Source organism: Viridibacillus sp. FSL H8-0110 (assembly GCF_038003565.1).
Lineage (GTDB): Bacteria > Bacillota > Bacilli > Bacillales_A > Planococcaceae > Viridibacillus > Viridibacillus arenosi.
On sequence record NZ_JBBOPJ010000001.1, the window covers coordinates 3,413,457 to 3,434,811 of the forward strand.

Below are 21,355 nucleotides of genomic sequence, written 5' to 3' on the forward strand. Positions count from 1 at the left end.
CAGAAAAAAGTGTATACTGACATTTTTTTGCAGAAATTTTCCGCAAAATAAAAAGCCCACACAATAAATTGTGTGAGCTAGTTGGATTTATAAATTAACGTCTTTTTTGGCGATTACGTAAGAATGTTGGAATATCTAAAGCATCATCTTGAGATTGTGACGTATGTGTTTGACGCACAGGCTCTTGATGTGCCTTTACTTCTTCTTGTCTTACTTCACGAACAGCTTGTTGAGGAGCCGCAGTAACAGCTGGACGGCTAGCACCGATTCCACCACGACCAGATGAACGCGGATCTATAGGCATATCATCATCTGAGAATCCAGTTGCAATAACTGTAACGATGATTTCATCTTTCAAGTTATCATTAATAACCGCACCGAAGATAATATTCACATCTTCATCAGATGCTGCAGATACAATATCAGCGGCATCCCCTACTTCATAAAGACCAAGGTTTGAACCACCAGTCATATTCATTAGGACACCTTTTGCACCATGAATCGATGTTTCTAGCAATGGACTTGAAATCGCCTTTTTGGCAGCTTCTATTGCACGATTTTCACCAGATGCTATACCGATACCCATTAATGCAGAACCTTTATCTGACATAATAGATTTTACATCTGCAAAGTCTAAGTTAATAAGACCTGGTGTTGCAATTAAATCCGAGATACCTTGTACACCTTGACGAAGAACATTATCAGCTTCACGGAATGCTTCTAGCATTGGCGTGTTTTTATCAACTATTTCAAGCAAACGATCATTTGGAATAACAATTAATGTATCAACTGCTTCTTTCATAGCAGTTGTACCGCCATATCCTTGTGATTGACGTTTTCGTCCTTCAAAAGTGAATGGACGTGTTACAACACCAACTGTTAACGCACCTAAATCGTGAGCAATTTGAGCAATAACAGGTGCAGCACCTGTACCAGTACCGCCACCCATACCAGCAGTAACGAATACCATATCTGCTCCGCTTAGCGCTTCTTCTAACTGTTCTTTACTTTCTTCAGCAGCTTTTTTCCCTACTTCAGGGTTTGCTCCTGCACCTAATCCACGTGTTAATTTACTACCAATCTGTAATTTTACATCTGCTTTTGATAGTTTTAATGCTTGTGAGTCTGTATTCACGGCAATGAATTCTACACCTTGTACACCATGTTCAATCATACGATTGACTGCATTATTACCGCCGCCGCCAACGCCGATCACTTTAATAATTGCTAGTTGTTCGACATCTGTATCAAATTCTAACATCTCTATTCCTCCTATTTTAGCTCATTGTGTGTAGAGAAAGCCGCATATATTATTCTAAAAATTTGGTTAAGAAACTACGAACCTTACCAACTACGCCTTCTTTTTGCTCTTGTGTATCATAAGCAGTTGGCACTTTTGTATTTGACTCTGTATTTTGAATTGGTCCTAGCGGTTTGTCATCGCTATAATCTCCGAGAAACTCGGATTCCATATATGCATAACGGATTAAGTTTACTGCTGATGTATATTCAGGTTCTCTTACACCGATATATTCAGGCGTGTAAACTCTTACTCTCGTTTGTAACACATGGCGAGCTAGTTGAGAAATACCTTCTAATTTGGCAACGCCACCAGTTAATACGACGCCACCTGGTAAATCTTGAATACCCATCCGATACAACTCATCGATTATCAATTCGAATAGTTCTTCCAATCGAACACCGATTATTTCGGATATGTACCTTTGACTAAATTGTTCCTTTGTATCTCCATCAATAACTGGCACTTCAAATAGTTCATCCTCTGAAGCATCGTCGTAAAATGCATGTCCATAGTCAATTTTAATCTTCTCAGCTTGTTCTGTAGGTGTTTTTAATACAATCGATAAATCTTTCGTAATATGTTCTCCACCTACTGGAATAACAGCTGTGTGAGTGAAATGCTCATCTTTGAAAACAGCAATTGTTGTTGAACCACCGCCAATATCAATAAATGCAGTGCCTCGGTTCTTTTCATCTTCTGTTAATGCAAATTCACCTGCAGCAAGTGACTGTAAGTAAATTTCTTGTATATCTAATCCCGCTTTTTCAACGCAACGGAGTACATTATGCAGGATTGTTTTAGAAGTAGTTATTAATGTACCATCCATTTCTAATCGGATACCAATCATACCTCGAGGGTCTTTGATTTCATCTAAATTATCTACTATAAATTGTCTAGGAACTAAATTGACTAGCTCTCTCTCTGGCGGAATAGACATCACTTGTGCCGATTCCATTACGCGATCTAAATCCTCATCGCCTATTTCACGGTTGTCACTATTAACAGCAACTACCCCTTTAACAGGTTGAAGCATAGCCTGATTGGCAGGAATACCTAGAATAACTTTATTAATAGTCATCCCTATCATTCTTTCGGCTTGTTCGACCGCTTTTTTAATAGATTGTACTGTAGCATCTATATCTACAATACTCCCTTTACGAATGCCAGTAGATTTTACATTACCTACTCCTATTACATGTAAAGTCTCATTATTTACTTCTCCAATAACGACTTTAATGGATGATGATCCTATATCTAGTGATACATATAATTCTGAGTGACTCAATCTGTGGCACCTCCTTCAACAACTCTTATCAATATTCTATTGTAAATTGAGTAACTTGTCTAAATAAATTCCTGTTTTTTTGAAAAAATTCCTTCTATTAGACTGCTTTTTCAGATTGCTTTGCTTTTTTATCATTCCATTTTGATAATAATATCCTTCTAATGATAGCAATATTTTGGAAAAGTCGCACTCCAAAAGCAAATACGGCTGCCAAATAAAGATCAACACCTAAGTGAACTCCTAAAAAAGCTAATCCTGCTGCTAGAGCAATATTAAAGAAAAAACCTGTCACGAATACATAATCATCATATACTTGTTGTAATTGTGCTCTTATCCCACCAAAGAGAGTATCTAAAGCAGCAAGGACTGCAATTGATAAGTAACTTTCGTATATTGTAGGTATTTGAACGTCAGTTAACAGACCAAGGGAAATACCTAATAGTAAACCTAGTAATGGTAACCACAAATTCTATTCCCCCTTTGTCGTTTCTGATAAAAATTTATTATGAAAAGAACGATCAAATCCATTTAAAGTTACCTTCTTCTGTGGTTTTCCAATTGATAAAGTTAAATTATCAAGATAAAATTCATCTGCTATGGATGAAGATTCCAAATAACTTGCAAGCTTATTAGCATCCGCTAAAGTACTTGTACCAATAGTTATCATAAATGGAGGTGTTCGAACAGCCAAACTATTAACTGTTGTTTGTCCATTAATATCACGAATAGCTGTCGTTTGAACGATTCTCTTACCATCAATCACAACTGCATTGCCCTTAAAACGATTAATATCATTGACAAGCTTTACTAATAAATCGGGCGAGATATTTGATACTGCTTGTCCTAATGCCTTTGCCTCAGGCGAAACATCAACTCTAAGTACTAAACCCGGAGATTTTATTTCTGCTAATCCCGCTTCTTGTTTCAGCCCTTGAACTGTTTCCCTCAATATGCGATCTGGACTATCATTATCCATATTCTCATATTTGCTAATCGTGGAATTTAATAGCTGAATGTTTGCTAACAGTTCTGAATGACGCTGCTTTTCTAGCGATAGTTCCCGACGAATATCCCATAAATCACGTGTATCACGTTGTTGTGGATTTTTCACTGTGTTATACTGCATCGCTAACATAAATCCAATGATGAAAAATACAATGATGAACGGTGTATGCATTTTACGCTTCAATCTATCGCCTCCTTACCTTAGACCATTAAGAATTTCCTTGGACAGCAGGCATGACGAGCTGCTTACTACCATCTATCGTCACAATAATATTATCATCAATGAGTTGGTCAAAAACGCCACCAGCTAGTGTTAAACCTGCAGACAATACCTTTGGATTACCTACTGCTTCAATGACAAATGGCGCTGGGAATTGGTCGTCATCAATCGTGATTACTGGACCATTACATTTAATATAAGAATTAGCTTTTAATCGATGACCATTAATGGCAATCGCTTGTGCTCCAGAAATCTTTAATTCATTTAATACTTTGAAAACGTGACTTTCATGAACGATATAGTCATTCGGGTTGACCGATTTCGGATCATATTCAGCATCTTGTAAGGTCACAGTAACACCCGATCCTCGTCCAGGTATTTTACCAAGTAAAAGACGTAAATCATCAGCCTGCTTCACTAAACCTTTATATCCCTCTTTACTACCCGAAAAGTCTTGTTCATAATCCTTTATTTTTTGTTGTAAAAGTAATTTTTCTTCTTCAAGTTCTTTATTACGCTCTTGTTGAGCAATTAAATCTTCACGTAATTGTTCTTTTTTTTCAAAATCAGAAGAGCTTGTTTCCGTCATCGTGTGATCTTTTGTCTTTGCCGTGTTATAGGCATATGCGAAAAGAAAGCCTAGTGCAATCGAAACTACTAAAAAGGCAAATTGATGTTTAAATGAATGTCGTTTTTTATTGGCCGGTTGTTTGGTCATCTATTTCCTCCCTTGAAGTTGGTTTACCATATTCACTCGAATACGAGCGATAGAATGAACCTACTTCTAAGTCAATAACCCCTTTTTCACCTTTTTTGACTTGCGAAATGATAGATGGATAATAACGCAATTTTTCAGCCAGTGTCGTAATAGTTGCACGAACTTCAAAACCATCATTCATAAATAAACGTACCGCATAAGGATTGGATTTTGTTGGAATAGCATTTACTTGAGATATTAAAGTCTTTAATTCTTGATCGACCTTGTCCAATTGTTTAATCATTTTAAGTAATAAGGCGTCTTCTTGGAAACCAACCAAGATGGGCAAATTCAAATCATGTGGTATTTCATCTAAGCTGTAAATTACGCCATTTTGCAACACTAGATTATATTGACCACCATTCTTAATAAAAGCTTTTTTATCGTACTCTTTTACTTTTATAGTCACAGTGTTTAACCAATTTCGTTCAACTGATACACTTTCGACCCAATCTTTTTTTTGAAGGGTCTCTTCAATTTTTTTCGGCTTAAATGCCCACAAAGAATCCCCTACACGGATCTTGCTATGTTTTGTGTAGTATTCTGCTTTTTTTAATTGACCACCAGTTACTTTAATTTCCCCTATATGACTTAATGATGATTGAAAATAAAGAAGTGCCAGTAAGATAATGCCGAAAATGGCTAGCAATATTGTAAACCGCTGATTCGTCCGTTTTTTACGACGTTCACGAAGCGTAGGAATACGTTCTTCTATATCTATAATTTTCTCCATACTGTGCACTCCTTCCTCTTTTATTTAAATTCTTTTTGTAAAATTCCAAATTACACCGACTATAAGCCAAGCGGACATTAGGGATGAACCACCATAACTTATAAAAGGCAAAGTCACCCCTGTTACAGGGAGTAAGCCTGAAACAACTCCAATATTCAAAAATGCTTGAAAACCTAGCATACTGATCAATGCTGCAACACTGTAATAATAGCTTAATTGCTGTGTTCTGACGGCCAAAGCATAACCAGAGTATAAAGCCACAGCAAAGGTTATAACGATCAATGTTGCGCCTATAAAGCCTGTTTCTTCGGCAATGATTGAAAAGATAAAATCATTTTGCGGTTCGGGTAAATAGAGATACTTTTGACGACTGTTACCAAAACCATGTCCAAACAGTCCAGCAGGTCCAATTGCAAGTAAGGATTGGATTGCTTGGAAGCCACTACCTAATGGGTCAGACCAAGGATCCAGATACGCCTCTATACGCTTTAATCGATAAGGAGCCGCCATTATTAAACCCACTAAACCACTAATACCAATCATCATTAGAAAAACGTAAAAACGAATTGGATAACCAGCTATAAACAGTAAAGCAAAGGATGATACGAGTAAAATAAACGCAGAACCAAAATCAGGTTGCAGCATTATAAGCGCTGCTGGCAATAGAATCAAAACAAAGTGACTTAGTTGAATAGTTCTTTCCGTACTTTTCTTACGCGCTAATACAAAGCTCAATTTTACAAGCAATGCAATCTTAGCAAATTCAGCGGGCTGAATACTAAGGGGTCCAAAAGCAATCCAGCTTTGAGAACCATTTCGCACAGCGCCTATTCCAGGAATCAATACCGCTATTAAAAGTAAGAGTGAAAATATGTACAGTATTGTCCAACTTTTTTCCATTCTTAGAAGGGAACTATTGGAAACAACATAAAATGCTCCGACTGCCACACCTAAATAAATTAGTTGCTTAAAAAGAAAAGGGGCAGTATTACCATAGTGTACCTTGCCCCAATATGTCCCTGCAGAATAGACGAAAACAATGCCTATCAATGTCAATAAAATGATTGCACTCATAAAAAGTGTGCGTTCACGTTGATTCAGCTATGGCATCCTTCCTGTTGTTCGAATTTCCTTACAACTTCATTGCAGCTTCGATGAACTTATCACCACGCACCTCGAAAGTCGGGTATTGATCCCAGCTTGCGCATGCAGGAGATAATAAGATGACATCTTCTTCATTTGATAAATCTGCTGCTTGTTTAACACCTGATTCCATATCATTAGCATATGCTATCTTTTCAACACCACATGATTCTGCGAATTCAGCAAATCGCTTAGCTGTTTCCCCAGCTACGACAACTGCGTGAACATTCCCCATATGTGGACGTAGTTCTTCAAATGAGTGCCCTCGATCTAAGCCACCTGCAAGTAAAACAATCGGCTGTGTAAAAGCTGCTAACGCACTGCGAGTAGCTAATGTATTAGTCGCTTTAGAATCATTGAAAATTTTACGACTTTGCCATTCTCGAACAAATTGTGTACGGTGCTTAACACCCGTAAATGATGATAAAACATGCTCTATCTTATCTTTCGGACAATCCATAATTATTGCTGCTGCAACTGCTACTAAAACATTCTCTAAATTATGTTGTCCAGGAAGAGCTATAATGCTACGTTTGATAAATGGTTTACCTAACCAGTAAACCATTTCATCATCTGCACTTATTCCTAGATAATTAATACCATTTGTTGTGAATGGAATTTTACGTGCATGTGATTTATTTGCATAACTCACAACTACTTCTTGATCTGCGTTATAGATTAAATAATCTGATGCATCCTGGTTGCGTGTTACAGCAAATTTAGCATTACTGTATTCTTCCATCGAACCGTGATAGTCAATATGCGCTTCATATAAATTCGTCCAAATCGCAATTTTTGGCTTGAAATGTTCAGTACCCATTAATTGGAATGAAGATAATTCTGTAACGACTACATTATCTGGTGTAGCATTTTCAGTGACTGAACATGCTACTGTACCTATATTTCCAGCGATGAGAGGATTTAAACCACCTTGTTTTAAAATATGATAAAGTAAGGTGGTCGTTGTTGTTTTACCATTTGAACCCGTAATACCAATCATTGGAGCCTCGCTAATTAAGTAAGCGAGCTCTATCTCAGTCCAAATTGGAATACCTCGTTTTACAGCATCTGCTACTAGAATATTTGTATAAGGAATACCAGGGTTTTTCACAACTAATTCGAAGCCTTCATCTAGTAAATCTTCTGGATGACGGCCACAAATCACTGTAATTCCTTGTTGTAACAGACGTTGTGCATCAGTGTTCTCTTCAAATGGTTTAGCATCATTCACAGTAACGAAAGCACCCATTTTATGCAGTAATTCCGCAGCTGCGACACCACTTTTAGCTAATCCTAGTACAAGTACTTTTTTATGTTCCATCTCTTTTATGCTTTTCATTTCAAGACCTCCGGAACCACTGCGATCAACGCTGCAACTACTGCTGTCAACCAGAATGTTAGAACAATACGCCATTCAGACCAGCCTGATAACTCAAAATGGTGATGTAGTGGACTCATTTTAAAAATTCGCTTACCTGTTAATTTGAAACTTGCTACTTGTAAAATAACAGATAGTGTTTCAGCTACAAAGATAATACCAATCAGTAATAGTAATACTTCATGCCCAACTAATACTGAAAGCATTGCAAGTGCTCCACCTAAAGCAAGTGAACCAGTATCTCCCATAAACACTTTTGCTGGATTAGCATTAAATAATAAGAAACCAAGTAAAGCACCTGTTACAGCAAATGCAAATATCGCGATATCAACTTGACCGTTTACAAGCGCTAGTACACCAAATGCAGTAAAAGCAATGGAAGCTGTACCCGACACAAGCCCATCTAACCCATCTGTTAAATTGACAGCGTTTGAGAAACCTACTAACCAAAAGATTAAGAATAAAACATAAAATCCACCTAAGTTAAAGGCGAAATCAGTAAGCGGTATCTGGATTGTATTATGGAAAACGCCTAGACCTAATAAGAAATAGGCAGCAATCGAAATAATAATTTGTCCGATTAACTTTTGGAGGGATGTTAATCCCAAATTACGCTTGAAAATAATTTTAAGACCATCGTCTAAAAAGCCGATTAAACCAAAGCCGAATAAGACGAGAATTAATACAACAGATTGTGAAGTAAAGGCATCATTTAGATAACCTAATACTATAGTTGTAACGATAATAGCGAATAAAAATATTACGCCACCCATCGTTGGAGTTCCCGCTTTTTTCTGATGTGATTTTGGTCCTTCTTCTCGAATACTTTGACCAAATTTCATTCGACGTAATAACGGAATAACAGCTGGTGCTGTGATAGCCGTTAAGACGAATGAAGTGGCCAAAACAATTAAAGTTGTTGCAATTGTCATGAAAATTCTCCTTCTAACCTTCTTTAGTACATGTACTATCATAGTAGTTTCAATTCTATTTTTAAAGACTAATACACGCTATTTTTCTAAATAAACGTGAATTATGCCATCTAGTCCGATTTGTGCATCTGCTTTTGGCAGTTGAGAGGCAATTTTGGAGCCATTTCCATGCCATTCTAAACGAAACGGATATTGTAATTTTGCTATATCTTCTTTTGTCTGACCGACCAAATCAGGTACGCGCACTTTTTCAACATCCCCCCATTTATATATCTTTTCTAATTGTCCCTTTCGCTCTGTAATACCGACTTTATCATGAACATCCTCAATGATTTGCCCTACAATTGGTGCCGCAATAACACCACCAAATTGCGTAACGTTCTTTGGATTATCTATTGCAACATAAACAACGATTTCTGGATCATCTGCTGGTGCGAAGCCGATAAAGGATACAATATATTCCCCATCCTTATACCGTCCATTTTCAACTTTTTGAGCTGTTCCAGTCTTACCACCTATGCGCAGGTGATCTCTAAATGCATTTCTACCAGAACCTAAAGCAACAACCGATTCTAATGCTTCACGAACTTTTTTGGACGTTTCGGGCTTAATGACTTGTCGTTTTTTTACAGGCTTGTAGCTTTTCAATATCTTGCCTGAATTTGAATCGATTAGATTTTTAACTATATAGGGTTGATAGAGTGTACCACCATTAATCGCTGCTGATACTGCCTGGACTTGTTGAATTGGTGTGACAGAGATTCCTTGCCCAAAAGACGTTGTAGCATGTTCAACAGGACCATATGCCTTTTCAGAGAACAATATCCCACTTGATTCTCCAGCCATATTCGATCCTGTTGTTTGCCCAAAGCCAAAATCACGTATATATTTTTGAAGTTTTGTTGGTCCTACTCTTCTTCCGAGCTCTATAAAACCTGGGTTACAAGAATTTTGTACGACTTCTAAAAAGGTTTCGCTTCCGTGGCCTTCACGCTTCCAACAACGTAGACGAGCACCTTCTACCATTGAGTAGCCCGGATCAAAGAAATGATCCTTATCTAAATCAACAACCTGTTCTTCTAACGCTGCACTTAATGTAATGATTTTAAATGTAGAACCTGGCTCAAAGGTCATCCACACTGGTAGGTTTCTGTTATAAATTTTGGAATCGACTTTGGAAAATGAAGGAGGAGAGAATGTTGGATAAGATGCTAACGCTAATATTTCACCAGTTTTAGGATTCATAGCAATACCCATTGCCTGGTCTGCCTCGTATTTCACCATAGCTTGAGAAAGTTCACGTTCTACGACCTTTTGAACATCAACATCAATGGTCAATTCCATTGTTGCACCGTCTTTACCATCTTTCCAACTATCTTGGACATGAGGAAGTGCTGAACCTTTAGCATCTGTAAATAGGCGAATTGCGGAAGCTTTTCCCATCAATAAATCATCATACTGATACTCTAATCCAGCTAATCCTTGCTGATCATAACCAGTGAAACCAATTAGCCTAGAGAGTAATTGATCATACGGATAATAACGTATGTAATCAAGCCCTGCGTAAATTCCTGGTATATTTTTTTGTTGTATTTTTTCGGCAAGTTCTTTAGATATGTTTTTAGCTTCAGGAGCAAGCTTTACTATTGACGTTTTTTGTTGCATTTTTTTTGCTAATGCTTGCTCATCTACTCCAAGTAATGTTGCCAACTCTTTTGCAGCATCTAAAGGTTTATCATTTTGCGCTGGCATAAAATACAATGTTGGGGCTAGTTTATTACCAACGATTAACTTACCATTGCGATCTACTATATTTCCTCTTAAACTTGAAACTGGTATTTCACGGTCCCAGCTTTCTTCTGCCCTTTTTGTTAACAAATCATGTTGTATAAACTGTACATGTACTAATTTCCCAATAAGCATGAGGAATAAAACAACAAAGACAATCCACATCCACTGCATTCTTTTTTTTGTACTTTTAGTGGCCCACATTGTTCGACATATCACACCTTTTTTTCTTACAAAGTATGATATGACACTCCGTACTATTCAAATTCTTTGCGAAATCACATGAACTATTTATAAATCTCCTCTGGTTTTTTCATTTTCAAAATAATTTTCTTATTTGCATTTAGCACAGTACCAGCTTTAACACTTTGTTTCTGTACGTAGCCTTCACCGTTAATTTCTATATTGGCACCAGCCATTGTTTGATACGTTAAAACGTTACGGAGTGACCAATCTGTAAAATCAGGTACTACCGAATCCCCATCTGTCTTCAAGAATACAAAACCACCAGATAAAACTTCTGATTTTTCTGCTGGGTATTGGTCCGTAATTTTATCACCATTACCTATGATAACCGTTTCTATGCCATTTTCTTCAAATTCTTTTTCAATATCCTCAACAAGTTGACCTTTTAAGTTCTCCATCGTTTGGGATTTTGTTTTTTTAATTTTTTGCGGCTTAATATTTAAGTACTTCAAACTACTTCCCATTACTGTATTAAATACAGTAGATGTTGGCTCTGAGCCGACATCTGTTGGTCCAAGCTTAGGTTTTTCCACCGCAATGTACATAACTAACTGAGGATCATCTGCAGGAGCCATACCCAAAAATGAATACAAGAATTCATTTTTTCCCCAGTAGTATCCACCAGATGCTTTCGGAATTTGAGCTGTACCTGTTTTACCGGCTACTTCATATTCTTTACTTGCAAAGTTTTGACCAGTTCCTTTTTCGGAATAAATGGTAGAAGCTAAAATCTTTCTAACTTCCTTAGCCGTTTTTTCAGAAATAGGCTGACCTTTAATTGTTGGGGTGTTCTCTTTGACGATTTTTTTCGTATTTGGATTCACAATTTTCTCAATTACATACGGTTGCATCATTTTACCATCGTTTGCGATGGCAGAAACAGCTTGAATTAATTGAATAGGGGTAACCGTAGATCCTTGGCCATAAGTAGTTGTGACACGATTAATTGGATATTTATCTAAAATTTGTCCTGTCGCTTCATTTGGTAAATCGATTCCCGTCTTTTCTCCGAAACCAAACTTTTTCATATAAGAAATAAAGGTATCATCGCCCATTAACTTTAATAAATGAGCCATACCTACGTTTGAAGACCGTTGGATTCCTTCTAAATAAGAGATACTTCCCCATCCAACTTGGTTACTATCTCGAATAGTTCGATCGAGCACAGTATACTGACCAGACTGAAATGTAGCATTCGGGAACCATTTCTCTTCTTCGACTGCAGCTGCTAATGTAAATGTTTTCATTGTTGAACCCGGTTCAATCGTCAATTCTGTTAACTGGTTTAACCAGCTATTTTCAAGTCCAGTACCGTCTTGTGGATTATATGTTGGTCTTTGCGACACAGCAAGTATTTCTCCCGTTTTCGGATTGGCAACGACCGCTACCATCGATTCAGGATTATATTTCTTATAAACTTTAGACATTGAATCTTCTAAAAAGTTTTGAATGGTTTTATCAATCGTTAAATATACATCCGCACCATCTTTAGCAGGTTCTACCATCTTATTGCTATTAGGTAGCAAATAACCCCATACATCACTCTTATACTGAACCCTTCCATCCGTACCGGATAATTCTTTGTTATAGATGGACTCTAGTCCCATTTTACCTACGGTTTTAGTTTGTCCATCTTGCTGAGTATCCCGTTGTGCTAAGCCGATTAAGTTTGATGCAAAGATACCATTTGGATAAAAACGCTTTGTTTCTTCCATGAAAATGATGCCAGGTAGCTTTTCACTACTAATTTGCTCCATTACACCATGGCTAATATTACGTCCTGCAGCACCAAATTCTACTTGGCGAATTTCATTACCTTGTGCATTCTTTACTTTAGTATTTAATTTATCAAATATATCTTTCTCACTAATAGAAAGATATTTCGCTAAAATTTTGGCTGTTTTCTCTTTATCTGCTACGTGCATAAGAGTTTTAGTTCCTTCAGATGCCTTAGGACTAATTACAGCTACTAAGCGATAGTTAATAGTATCTTCTGCAATAACTTGTCCTTGCCGATCGAGAATGTTCCCTCTATTAGCTGTAATTACTTTTGATCTTTCGTATTTTGCTGCCGCTTTTGCCGCCAAAGCTTGCCCCTCTACTTGGCCCGAAGCTTGGATTCCAAATATACGGAAAAACATAGCAAAAAAGAGCCCTCCATAAACGATTAACATTAGAAAGGCTCCCCATTGAAACCGAAACTTTCTCTTCATTGTCCAGACACTACTTTCACGTTTTTTTCGTTCAGCTTCAAGCCTAATTCCTTCGCTTTATTCCAAATACGCTCATATGTAGAGAGTTCACTTACCTCGATGGACAATTCCGCATTTTGTTTCTTCGTTTCATCAATTTTATTTTCGATATTTTGAATTTCAACAGATGTTGTATTAATTGCAGATTGCGTATTTAAATTCATAACTGACAATAATGCTATTATTGTCACCATGGCCACAAGGAGAACCCTTTCCCCCTTAGACAATATTCTCTTGGAAGGTCTGGGTGTTGGCTGCTGGACGGTTCTTTCCGGTACTGTAGGCTGTGGCTGCTGGATGTACGTTTGTTGTTGTTGCCGATTAAGCAATGCCATTTAATCACTTCCCTTTTTCTTTGATTTTTTCAGCTATTCTGAGTTTCGCTGAGCGAGCTCGATTATTTTCTTCTAGTTCTTGCTCTGAAGGTAATATCGGTTTACGTGTAACAAGTTTTATACCTGGAGCTAATTCCTCTGGAATAACGGGTAAACCTGGTGGTAATTCTGGCAAAGAGGATGCTTCTTTGAAGATAGTTTTACATAATCGGTCTTCTAACGAGTGGAAAGTAATGACGCTAACTCGTCCACCTACATTAATGACTTCAAGTGCTTGTATTAATGAATCTTCCGCTGCACCAAGTTCATCATTTACAGCAATTCGAATGGCTTGGAATACACGTTTCGCTGGGTGTCCGCCTTTACGTCTTGCTGCAGCTGGGATACCTTCTTTAATTAAATCTACTAGTTCACCCGTGGTTTCAATTGGGCTTGTCTTTCTAGCTTCTTCAATTTTTCTGGCAATTTGTTTCGAGAACTTTTCTTCACCGTATCGATAGAAAATACGTACAAGATCTTCGAATGACCATTCATTCACAACATGAAATGCCGAAAGTTCAGCTGTTGTATCCATTCTCATATCAAGTGGTGCATCTTGGTGGTAACTGAATCCTCGTTCTGCGTTATCTAATTGAGGAGATGATACGCCTAAATCGTATAAAATCCCGTCAACTTTATCTATGCCTAATGCTTCTAGTTCTTCCTTCAAATAACGGAAGTTTGAATGTACGAAAGTTATTTTATCTAAATATGGTGCTAAACGTTCTTTAGCATTTTCAATGGCTGAAGTATCTTGATCAAAGCAAATAAGTCTACCTTTTGATGATAATTGGCTAACTAAATATTCACTGTGTCCAGCCCCACCTAAAGTACAATCTACATAAATGCCGTCAGGACGAACGTTCAATCCATCAACGGTTTCCTTTAATAATACAGTCGTATGATTAAACAAGGTTTGTCCCTCCTCTAAATTGGTTATATATCAAAATCAATCATATTCTCAGCAATGTCATTGAAGGATTCCTCAGATTCAGCAAAATAATTTTGCCAAGACTCTTTGGACCAAATTTCAATACGATTAGAAACGCCGAGTACTACACAATCCTTTTGAACATTAGCGTGTGTTAATAAGTTACTTGGGATATTAATACGGCCTTGCTTGTCCACTTCCACCTCTGTAGCACCTGAAAAGAAGAAACGCGTAAAAGCTCTGGCATCTTTCTTAGTAACAGGTAATTGCTTCAGTTTTTCCTCCAGCTTACGCCACTCCAAAATAGGATACCCGAATAAGCAATTATCCAATCCTCGGGTAATGACAAAGCCTTCCGTAAGGTGTTCACGGAACTTAGCAGGTATAATCAATCGGCCCTTCGCATCAATACTATGTTGATACTCTCCCATGAACATATTACTCACCCCACTATATGAAATTAATGTACCACATCCCCCCACATTCCACCACTAATTCATTGGAAAATAAGGGTGTTTACATTAAAATGCGTAAATCGTCCTTATCAACAACAATATTTCTACTAATTTTTACCTTTTTGTTAAAAAAACTTCATACTTCTTATTATTATTTTATTATTTTAATACCATATTGTAGTATTTATTTGATATTTTTAATAAAAAAAAGCTATCTCAATTGAGATAGCTTTTAATACCCTAAAATCAGGGTAATATTATATCTATTTTATTTTAAAAACAGCCATTTTTTAATCCGCATTATTCCATTTTATATATATATTACTTGATGCAATTCACTAACTTCTAATGGTAACTGTAAAATATCACCAATTAAAGTCATGCCATATTCATTCATATATCGGAATGGATTAAATACACGTTCCATTAAAATACCTTCAGGAATTAGCTGACCTTCCATCTCGTTGAATCTGCGAATAGCAACATCATGCTGAAGTAATACTTCTGCTTCGATTTTCTTTAATAGAAAGTCTAATTGGTTTTCATGAATATCTAGATTTTTTATTACTAGTTTATCTAGGTGCACATCATTCTTATGCAAATGCTTTTGTAAGTCCACATATTGCTGCTGTAGCAACGCTTTTGTTTTTTCAATAGCCTCTTTTGCAGCATCATCATATACTTCATTTACAAAGGTATGATGCATTTGGGCCACTTTACCACTTAATACTTCAGTAACAGATAAATCATGTGTCTCTAATAAGTGGGAGACTTGGCGATTAACAAGCGTCATATTCATACGTGGTACGAAAACTGGCACCTTCATACCAAGCAACTCGAAAGCGTCTTTTAATGTAGACCAATACGCAAGCTCTCCTGGCCCTCCAACAAATGCAAGTACAGGCAAGACCATATCCTGCATTAGCGGTCTTGTTACAACGTTATTACTTAAACAAGCAGGCTGTTCAATTGCTAGCTGTAACATGTCTTCTTTTGTAAATTGGACATTCGCGACGTTATTGATAAACTTGCCATCTTTACGCTCTAATAAGAAGCGTTCACCTTCCTTGACGTAAAAAAGGTTAGCATTTTCTTTCGTTGCACCTATCGGGGTACCATAACCACTATCGGCCAATAGTGCCTCGCGATTTGAAACTACATCTGCAATCTCTTCAGAGTGGTTCACTAATCTCTCGAAATACGGTGCCTCATAAGCACGCAATTTCGGATCAGCGGCATCTAATAGAAGTAACCCTTCTTCTTTGAAAAGCCAGTGCATTAATTGGGCGAAAAAGTCAGTATATGTATGACTCCTTACTAATAAAGTATCGATTTTCGCCAACAGCTCTTCTGTATATGCAGTTTCACCATATTGTTGGAAGACATTTTTTATAAATTTTCGTGTATCTTCAATATCTAAAGTTGTTGTTGAAGCCATTGTTTTTTTCTTTGAACGGTCTGGATGAATATGTTTTTGCAAACGACCATTTAACGCTGTAAATGTATGATTGATTTCATCAATGTCATGATCTTCACCAGCAATCCAAAATACAGGAACGACTGGAACATCTAATTTCGCGCGCTGTTCTTTAGCTAAAAGTAAAACAGAAATAGCTTTATGGACTGAATATAGAGGTCCAGTTAATAAGCCCGCTTGTTGCCCACCAACAACAACCACTGCATTGTTTTCTAATTCTCGTAAATGTTGTTCCATTTTTACCGATTTCTCAAGAGGTGCCATAAATTCACTAATGACTTTTACAAGCTCAGCTCGGCGAATCGGATGATTTTTTAAATCTTCTAAACGGCGTTCAAAAGATTCATCTTCATTTGTATAATGGAAAAACGACGAGATTGTTGATTTTTGATTTCGATAATCTACCAATAATTGATTGTTTACCGGTACATCTATTTGTTCCAGTTTCATATTAGTATAACTCCTCTATATTGTTAACTACAATCGAGTATAGCATTTTAATCAGTTGGATTGAAAAAATACGCTCACGTCATCGTCACATATAAAATAATTCTTTGAACTATTATAATAATCCAAATAACCACGTAAGTAATGGTTAATGCTAAAAATAAAAAGCGCCAAATTTTCCGGAATAATGGTAGTATTTCAATTTCTTTTGTAGAGCGCCATTCAATTATCGTGAAAACTATCGCAATTATAATTGCAAAGATAAAAGTTATAAACCCGATATCATACCCCCATAAAAAATGAACAGATTCCGGAACAGAAAAAAACAGTAGAAATGTCGTTATATCTGCTGCCCTACCAAATACTTTCTCTCGCTTCTTAGGTAATTTTTTCAGTAGAGAATAAATAATGAGAAATAAGATGACTGGGCAAAGTACAATGAAATGCAAAAAAATTGACAGTATATACATCATCTTTCCACACCGCCTTGTTGCAATGTCATTAATATCATATAAAGCGTCTCTAATGTCGGCAGATCGTGACCACGATTTTGTGCTATTTCTAATATCCCACCAACAATCGCATCTACTTCCATTAGCCTTCCATTTAATCGATCTGTAAGCATAGAAGAAGTATTCATTGCTGTACTTGTACATAATGAAAGTACATCTTCAAATAGAAGCTGATCCTGTTGTTCCGGGAAGGCGCTCATGAGCTCTTTGTACAATTGCTCTAATAATATTAAGCTATGATCATTCGTAATAAGAGAACCGTTTTTAACATTTAGTATAGTCGTTAAAGAATTTATTAGACAATTTAATAGTGCTTTTCGTATTAACATTTGTTCTGCATTCTCAATCCATTCAATAGGTAATTTAGAATCTGATAGCTGGGAAAATTCCTTAAACGGTTGTCCATCTCCTCTTCCTATAGCTATTTTCATCTTGCCAATCCCTCTGTGTGCAACGCTTGAATTCGATAGCTTCTCAGCTCCAAACTCTACTGAACTAAAAGCGATTTGCTTCTGTTGCAAGTTATTTGCAAATTGTAAGTGCTTCACACCATTTTGAATAAAAAGTAATGGCGTGCTTTCTGGTAATGCATTTAATAGATACTGTAAACTAGCTAGATGATGATATTTTACGGCAATTATCCATATTGCATCTGTCGGAAATACTTTAAAGTCCTGTGAAGCTTTAATATATGTATGGTGCGACTGTTGCAAGACATCGATTTGCTGTAGACCTTTGTCATTAAGTTCACTTGCTTGAGTTTCTCGGTGAACAAGAATATTCATCTGGTTGTGATCTTTTTGTAGCAAGGATGCTAGCAGTAATCCAACCGCTCCTCCACCTACAACAACAATTTGCATATCGATATCTCCTTTTAATAAAAATAGACTGAGGTCCACCTGATACAGGCAGACCTCAATAGCAACACTTATTATACAGGATAAACCGGATGTTTTCGATAAGGCAGTAAGATTTGTTTTGAGTCATAATAAGCCAAGCGTTTCGTAATGACTGTTCTTAAATCACTTGGCGCGACGATTTCATCGACAATCATTTCGGATGCCATTTTGTAGATATCAATTTCCTTTTTATATTCATCATGTTTTTCTTTAACAAACTGCATTCGTTCTTTCGGATCTTCAATAGCTTCAATTTTATTTGAATAAACAGCATTAACTGCCGCCTCTGGACCCATTACGGCAATTTGCGCAGTTGGAAGAGCAATACAGACATCAGGTTCAAATGCCGGACCGCACATTGCATATAGTCCTGCTCCGTATGCTTTACGTACCACTACTGAAATTTTAGGTACTGTTGCCGAACTCATCGCTGAAATTAACTTCGCACCGTGGCGAATAATACCAGCACGCTCAACTTTTGTTCCAATCATGAAGCCTGGCACATCAGCTAGGAACAATAATGGAATTGAAAATGCATCACATAAATTAATAAATTTAGCCGCCTTATCTGCCGAGTCAACAAATAATACGCCGCCCTTTACCTTCGGTTGGTTTGCAATAATTCCCACCACTTGACCATCCATACGCGCTAAACCTGTAATCAATTCCTGTGCAAAAAGTTTTTTTATTTCAAAAAAACTTCCCTCATCTATTAACTGATCAATCGCTTCATACATATTAAAAGGTGCATTTTGATTTTCAGGAATTATTTCTTCTAATTTGCGACCTTGTATTGGTTGTTTTCCATCAACAACTGCTGGCTTATCTGCGAAATTCGCTGGAAAATAATTTAAATATCGACGCGCTTCGGAAATAGCTTCTTCCTCAGTTGAAACAAGTAGATCTCCGCACCCACTAACAGTACAATGCATACGTGCTCCACCCATCTCCTCAAGCGACACCTTTTCACCAATAACCTTCTCAGCCATACGTGGTGAACCTAAGTACATGGAAGCATTACCTTCTACCATAACAACGATATCACAAAACGCCGGTATGTATGCTCCACCTGCAGCAGAAGGACCAAATAATAAACAGATTTGCGGAATCATTCCTGACATTCTCACTTGATTATGGAAAATACGCCCTGCTCCACGACGCCCAGGAAACATTTCTAATTGATCTGTAATACGTGCTCCTGCCGAATCTACTAAATAAATCATAGGTACTTGATTTTTCTCCGCTACTTCTTGGATACGGATAATTTTCTCAACAGTTCGAGAACCCCACGAACCTGCTTTAATAGTCGAATCATTCGCCATAACACAAACGGTTTGGCCATTTACTTTCCCCATAGCAGTGACCACGCCGTCTGCAGGTAAATCACCTGCTTCACAATTCGCAAAACGTCCATCCTCTTCATATTCTCCATCATCAAAAAGTAGCGTTAAACGATCTCGCACGAACAATTTATTTGTTTCTTTTAGTTTTTCATGATATTTCGGATGTCCACCTGCAAAAATCCCTTCAAGTTTGTCAGCTAGACGTTCGTTATATACTGTGTGTTCAGTCATATTATGTCCTCCCCTTTGTGTTAGACACTTACATCTACTTTAGCCTAAGACGACTAGTACATCATCCTCGTTAACGAAGTCACCTTCGTTCACTTTCACTTCAGCAACTGAGCCTGACACTTCAGCATCTACTGGAATTTCCATTTTCATAGACTCTAAAACGATGACAGTTTGACCAGCAGATACTGCATCTCCTTCTTTTACCTCAACACGAAATACTGTACCTGCCATCGATGCTTTAATTTCTCCCATAAATCTTATCCCCCTTGTGATTGGCTAACCATTCTGTTAGCGAACTTGTGTGATAAACCCCGGATTGGAACATTTCTTCTTGCAATAAGCGATCAAATAATAGCAAATTTGATTTTACCCCTTGTATATCTATGTCCTTTATAACCGTTTCAGAATTGGCCAATGCTTGCTCTCTTGTTTCCCCAAACACGACAAGTTTTGCAATAAGTGGATCATAAAACGGTGATACTCTATTCCCTTCAACGTAACCACTATCAATACGGCAATTCTCTATTTGAGGGAACATCAATACTTGCAACTTACCCGGTGACGGCAAAAACCTCTCTGGATCCTCTGCGTAAATACGATATTCAATTGCATGGCCAGTGCACTTTATAGCTGTTTGGTCTTTTATAGGTAATGTCTTGCCTTCTGCTACTTGTAATTGCCACTCAACAAGATCAAATCCAGTAATAGCCTCCGTAACTGGATGTTCAACCTGTAAACGTGTATTCATCTCGAGAAAATAAAAGTGATTTTCCGCATCCACTATAAATTCTACCGTTCCAGCATTGGTATAACGAACAGCTTTTGCAGCATCCACAGCGGCTTGCAGTAATTTTACGCGCTCAGCTTGTGGAAATTGAGGTGAAGGTGATTCTTCAATAACTTTTTGGTGACGTCGTTGAATCGAACAATTCCGTTCAAATAAATGAACGATATTCCCAGCATCATCGCCGAAAATTTGCACTTCAATATGACGCGCATTTGGAATATACTTCTCGATAAAAACGAGGTCATTCTTAAAATACGATTGTGCACGTTTTTTTACATTTTCAAAGCTATGACTGAGCGCTTGCTCATCTTCACAGCACACCATGCCAATACCGCCTCCGCCAGCTGATGCCTTCAGCATTACAGGGTATCCAATTAGACTAGCAAATTGCAATGCCTCTTCTAATGAAGTTAGACCTTCCTCTGAACCTGGTACAACTGGAACACCGGCAATTTTCATCGTTTGGCGCGCTTGAATTTTATCACCCATTTGTTCGATTACATCTGCATTTGGACCAATCCAGCGAATTCCCGCAGCCTCTACTTTTCTAGCAAAATCCGCGTTTTCTGATAGCAACCCGTAACCTGGATGAATATCACTTACCTGATACTCAATGGCAAGTTGAATAATTTCATCAGCCTTCAAATAAGATTGTGCGACCTGATTTTCACCTATGCGAACAGCATTTGTCGCTTCTTTAACGAAAGGTAAATCTTGATCTGCATCTGAATAGATAGCAACTGTTTCAATACCTAACTTGTGGCATGTCGAGATAATTCTTCTCGCAATTTCCCCACGATTGGCAATTAGAACTTTGCGCATATTCATCCCCCTTTGCTTAAACCGTTTCTCCCTTT

Annotated in this window: 20 protein-coding genes; all 20 read right to left on the reverse strand. The window is 37.4% G+C overall.

The genetic code is table 11. From position 1 onward, the window contains the following. Positions 1 to 94: 94 nt before the first annotated feature. The 20 genes from ftsZ to MHH98_RS17230 all read right to left on the reverse strand — a co-directional run bounded on the left by ftsZ (position 95) and on the right by MHH98_RS17230 (position 21,320). Positions 95 to 1,261, reverse strand: a complete 1,167-nt coding sequence (ftsZ, locus tag MHH98_RS17135; protein WP_038183866.1) for a cell division protein FtsZ — start codon at positions 1,259 to 1,261, stop codon at positions 95 to 97. 49 nt (positions 1,262 to 1,310) lie between these two features. Continuing rightward, the gene (gene ftsA / locus MHH98_RS17140; RefSeq protein WP_038183863.1) at positions 1,311 to 2,588 is read right to left on the reverse strand and encodes a cell division protein FtsA; all 1,278 of its coding nucleotides are present in this window, start codon (positions 2,586 to 2,588) and stop codon (positions 1,311 to 1,313) included. A 97-nt stretch (positions 2,589 to 2,685) separates the two neighbouring features. Further along, a complete protein-coding gene (locus MHH98_RS17145) occupies positions 2,686 to 3,054 on the reverse strand; it encodes a small basic family protein (RefSeq protein ID WP_038183861.1) in 369 nt (122 codons plus the stop codon). Between the two features lie 3 nt (positions 3,055 to 3,057). Beyond that, entirely contained in the window at positions 3,058 to 3,777 is a 720-nt protein-coding gene (locus MHH98_RS17150) for a DUF881 domain-containing protein (RefSeq protein ID WP_038183858.1), read from the reverse strand. A 25-nt stretch (positions 3,778 to 3,802) separates the two neighbouring features. Continuing rightward, positions 3,803 to 4,531 (reverse strand): DUF881 domain-containing protein, encoded by a 729-nt coding sequence (locus tag MHH98_RS17155; protein ID WP_038183856.1) that lies wholly within the window; start codon positions 4,529 to 4,531, stop codon positions 3,803 to 3,805. Further along, positions 4,509 to 5,303, reverse strand: a complete 795-nt coding sequence (locus tag MHH98_RS17160; protein WP_038183851.1) for a cell division protein FtsQ/DivIB — start codon at positions 5,301 to 5,303, stop codon at positions 4,509 to 4,511. The genes MHH98_RS17155 and MHH98_RS17160 overlap by 23 nt, the downstream gene beginning before the upstream one ends. 24 nt (positions 5,304 to 5,327) lie before the next feature. Then, on the reverse strand, positions 5,328 to 6,377 hold the full coding sequence (ftsW, locus tag MHH98_RS17165; protein WP_340713295.1) for a putative lipid II flippase FtsW: 1,050 nt from the start codon (positions 6,375 to 6,377) through the stop codon (positions 5,328 to 5,330). Positions 6,378 to 6,435: 58 nt separating this feature from the next. After that, entirely contained in the window at positions 6,436 to 7,785 is a 1,350-nt protein-coding gene (murD, locus tag MHH98_RS17170; protein ID WP_038183846.1) for a UDP-N-acetylmuramoyl-L-alanine--D-glutamate ligase, read from the reverse strand. Further along, positions 7,782 to 8,756: a phospho-N-acetylmuramoyl-pentapeptide-transferase gene (gene mraY, locus MHH98_RS17175; protein WP_038183843.1), complete on the reverse strand. Its 975-nt coding sequence runs from the start codon at positions 8,754 to 8,756 to the stop codon at positions 7,782 to 7,784. The genes murD and mraY overlap by 4 nt, the downstream gene beginning before the upstream one ends. Before the next feature lie 78 nt (positions 8,757 to 8,834). Further along, positions 8,835 to 10,709 (reverse strand): stage V sporulation protein D, encoded by a 1,875-nt coding sequence (locus MHH98_RS17180; RefSeq protein ID WP_235175721.1) that lies wholly within the window; start codon positions 10,707 to 10,709, stop codon positions 8,835 to 8,837. A 122-nt stretch (positions 10,710 to 10,831) separates the two neighbouring features. Next, positions 10,832 to 12,964 (reverse strand): penicillin-binding protein, encoded by a 2,133-nt coding sequence (locus MHH98_RS17185; protein WP_340713296.1) that lies wholly within the window; start codon positions 12,962 to 12,964, stop codon positions 10,832 to 10,834. Between the two features lie 35 nt (positions 12,965 to 12,999). Then, positions 13,000 to 13,377 (reverse strand): cell division protein FtsL, encoded by a 378-nt coding sequence (ftsL, locus tag MHH98_RS17190; RefSeq protein ID WP_038183833.1) that lies wholly within the window; start codon positions 13,375 to 13,377, stop codon positions 13,000 to 13,002. Between the two features lie 4 nt (positions 13,378 to 13,381). Beyond that, on the reverse strand, positions 13,382 to 14,329 hold the full coding sequence (gene rsmH / locus MHH98_RS17195; protein WP_038183819.1) for a 16S rRNA (cytosine(1402)-N(4))-methyltransferase RsmH: 948 nt from the start codon (positions 14,327 to 14,329) through the stop codon (positions 13,382 to 13,384). 23 nt (positions 14,330 to 14,352) lie between these two features. Beyond that, complete coding sequence (gene mraZ / locus MHH98_RS17200) at positions 14,353 to 14,784, reverse strand: division/cell wall cluster transcriptional repressor MraZ (RefSeq protein WP_038183816.1); 432 nt, start codon at positions 14,782 to 14,784, stop codon at positions 14,353 to 14,355. A gap of 328 nt (positions 14,785 to 15,112) precedes the next feature. Continuing rightward, the gene (bshC, locus tag MHH98_RS17205; protein ID WP_340713298.1) at positions 15,113 to 16,729 is read right to left on the reverse strand and encodes a bacillithiol biosynthesis cysteine-adding enzyme BshC; all 1,617 of its coding nucleotides are present in this window, start codon (positions 16,727 to 16,729) and stop codon (positions 15,113 to 15,115) included. A gap of 74 nt (positions 16,730 to 16,803) precedes the next feature. Next, positions 16,804 to 17,199, reverse strand: coding sequence for a DUF3397 family protein (locus tag MHH98_RS17210; protein WP_038183811.1), 396 nt, complete (start codon positions 17,197 to 17,199; stop codon positions 16,804 to 16,806). Next, complete coding sequence (locus tag MHH98_RS17215; protein ID WP_076034033.1) at positions 17,196 to 18,098, reverse strand: ketopantoate reductase family protein; 903 nt, start codon at positions 18,096 to 18,098, stop codon at positions 17,196 to 17,198. Before MHH98_RS17215 ends, MHH98_RS17210 begins: the two co-directional genes overlap by 4 nt. Positions 18,099 to 18,169: 71 nt before the next feature. Further along, positions 18,170 to 19,711, reverse strand: a complete 1,542-nt coding sequence (locus MHH98_RS17220) for an acyl-CoA carboxylase subunit beta (protein WP_340713299.1) — start codon at positions 19,709 to 19,711, stop codon at positions 18,170 to 18,172. 39 nt (positions 19,712 to 19,750) lie between these two features. After that, on the reverse strand, positions 19,751 to 19,963 hold the full coding sequence (locus tag MHH98_RS17225; protein WP_038183783.1) for an acetyl-CoA carboxylase biotin carboxyl carrier protein subunit: 213 nt from the start codon (positions 19,961 to 19,963) through the stop codon (positions 19,751 to 19,753). Further along, a complete protein-coding gene (locus tag MHH98_RS17230) occupies positions 19,950 to 21,320 on the reverse strand; it encodes an acetyl-CoA carboxylase biotin carboxylase subunit (RefSeq protein ID WP_340713300.1) in 1,371 nt (456 codons plus the stop codon). The genes MHH98_RS17225 and MHH98_RS17230 overlap by 14 nt, the downstream gene beginning before the upstream one ends. Positions 21,321 to 21,355: the final 35 nt, after the last annotated feature.

Coding starts and splice junctions, on each gene's coding strand:
- MHH98_RS17155 (WP_038183856.1), bottom strand. CDS start 4,531: ATGACCAAACAACCGGCCAATAAAAAACGACATTCATTTAAACATCAA.
- ftsZ (WP_038183866.1), bottom strand. CDS start 1,261: ATGTTAGAATTTGATACAGATGTCGAACAACTAGCAATTATTAAAGTG.
- MHH98_RS17225 (WP_038183783.1), bottom strand. CDS start 19,963: ATGGGAGAAATTAAAGCATCGATGGCAGGTACAGTATTTCGTGTTGAG.
- ftsL (WP_038183833.1), bottom strand. CDS start 13,377: ATGGCATTGCTTAATCGGCAACAACAACAAACGTACATCCAGCAGCCA.
- MHH98_RS17210 (WP_038183811.1), bottom strand. CDS start 17,199: ATGATGTATATACTGTCAATTTTTTTGCATTTCATTGTACTTTGCCCA.
- bshC (WP_340713298.1), bottom strand. CDS start 16,729: ATGAAACTGGAACAAATAGATGTACCGGTAAACAATCAATTATTGGTA.
- MHH98_RS17160 (WP_038183851.1), bottom strand. CDS start 5,303: ATGGAGAAAATTATAGATATAGAAGAACGTATTCCTACGCTTCGTGAA.
- murD (WP_038183846.1), bottom strand. CDS start 7,785: ATGAAAAGCATAAAAGAGATGGAACATAAAAAAGTACTTGTACTAGGA.
- ftsW (WP_340713295.1), bottom strand. CDS start 6,377: ATGAGTGCAATCATTTTATTGACATTGATAGGCATTGTTTTCGTCTAT.
- MHH98_RS17215 (WP_076034033.1), bottom strand. CDS start 18,098: ATGCAAATTGTTGTTGTAGGTGGAGGAGCGGTTGGATTACTGCTAGCA.
- MHH98_RS17230 (WP_340713300.1), bottom strand. CDS start 21,320: ATGCGCAAAGTTCTAATTGCCAATCGTGGGGAAATTGCGAGAAGAATT.
- MHH98_RS17180 (WP_235175721.1), bottom strand. CDS start 10,709: ATGTGGATTGTCTTTGTTGTTTTATTCCTCATGCTTATTGGGAAATTA.
- MHH98_RS17220 (WP_340713299.1), bottom strand. CDS start 19,711: ATGACTGAACACACAGTATATAACGAACGTCTAGCTGACAAACTTGAA.
- MHH98_RS17185 (WP_340713296.1), bottom strand. CDS start 12,964: ATGTTAATCGTTTATGGAGGGCTCTTTTTTGCTATGTTTTTCCGTATA.
- mraZ (WP_038183816.1), bottom strand. CDS start 14,784: ATGTTCATGGGAGAGTATCAACATAGTATTGATGCGAAGGGCCGATTG.
- mraY (WP_038183843.1), bottom strand. CDS start 8,756: ATGACAATTGCAACAACTTTAATTGTTTTGGCCACTTCATTCGTCTTA.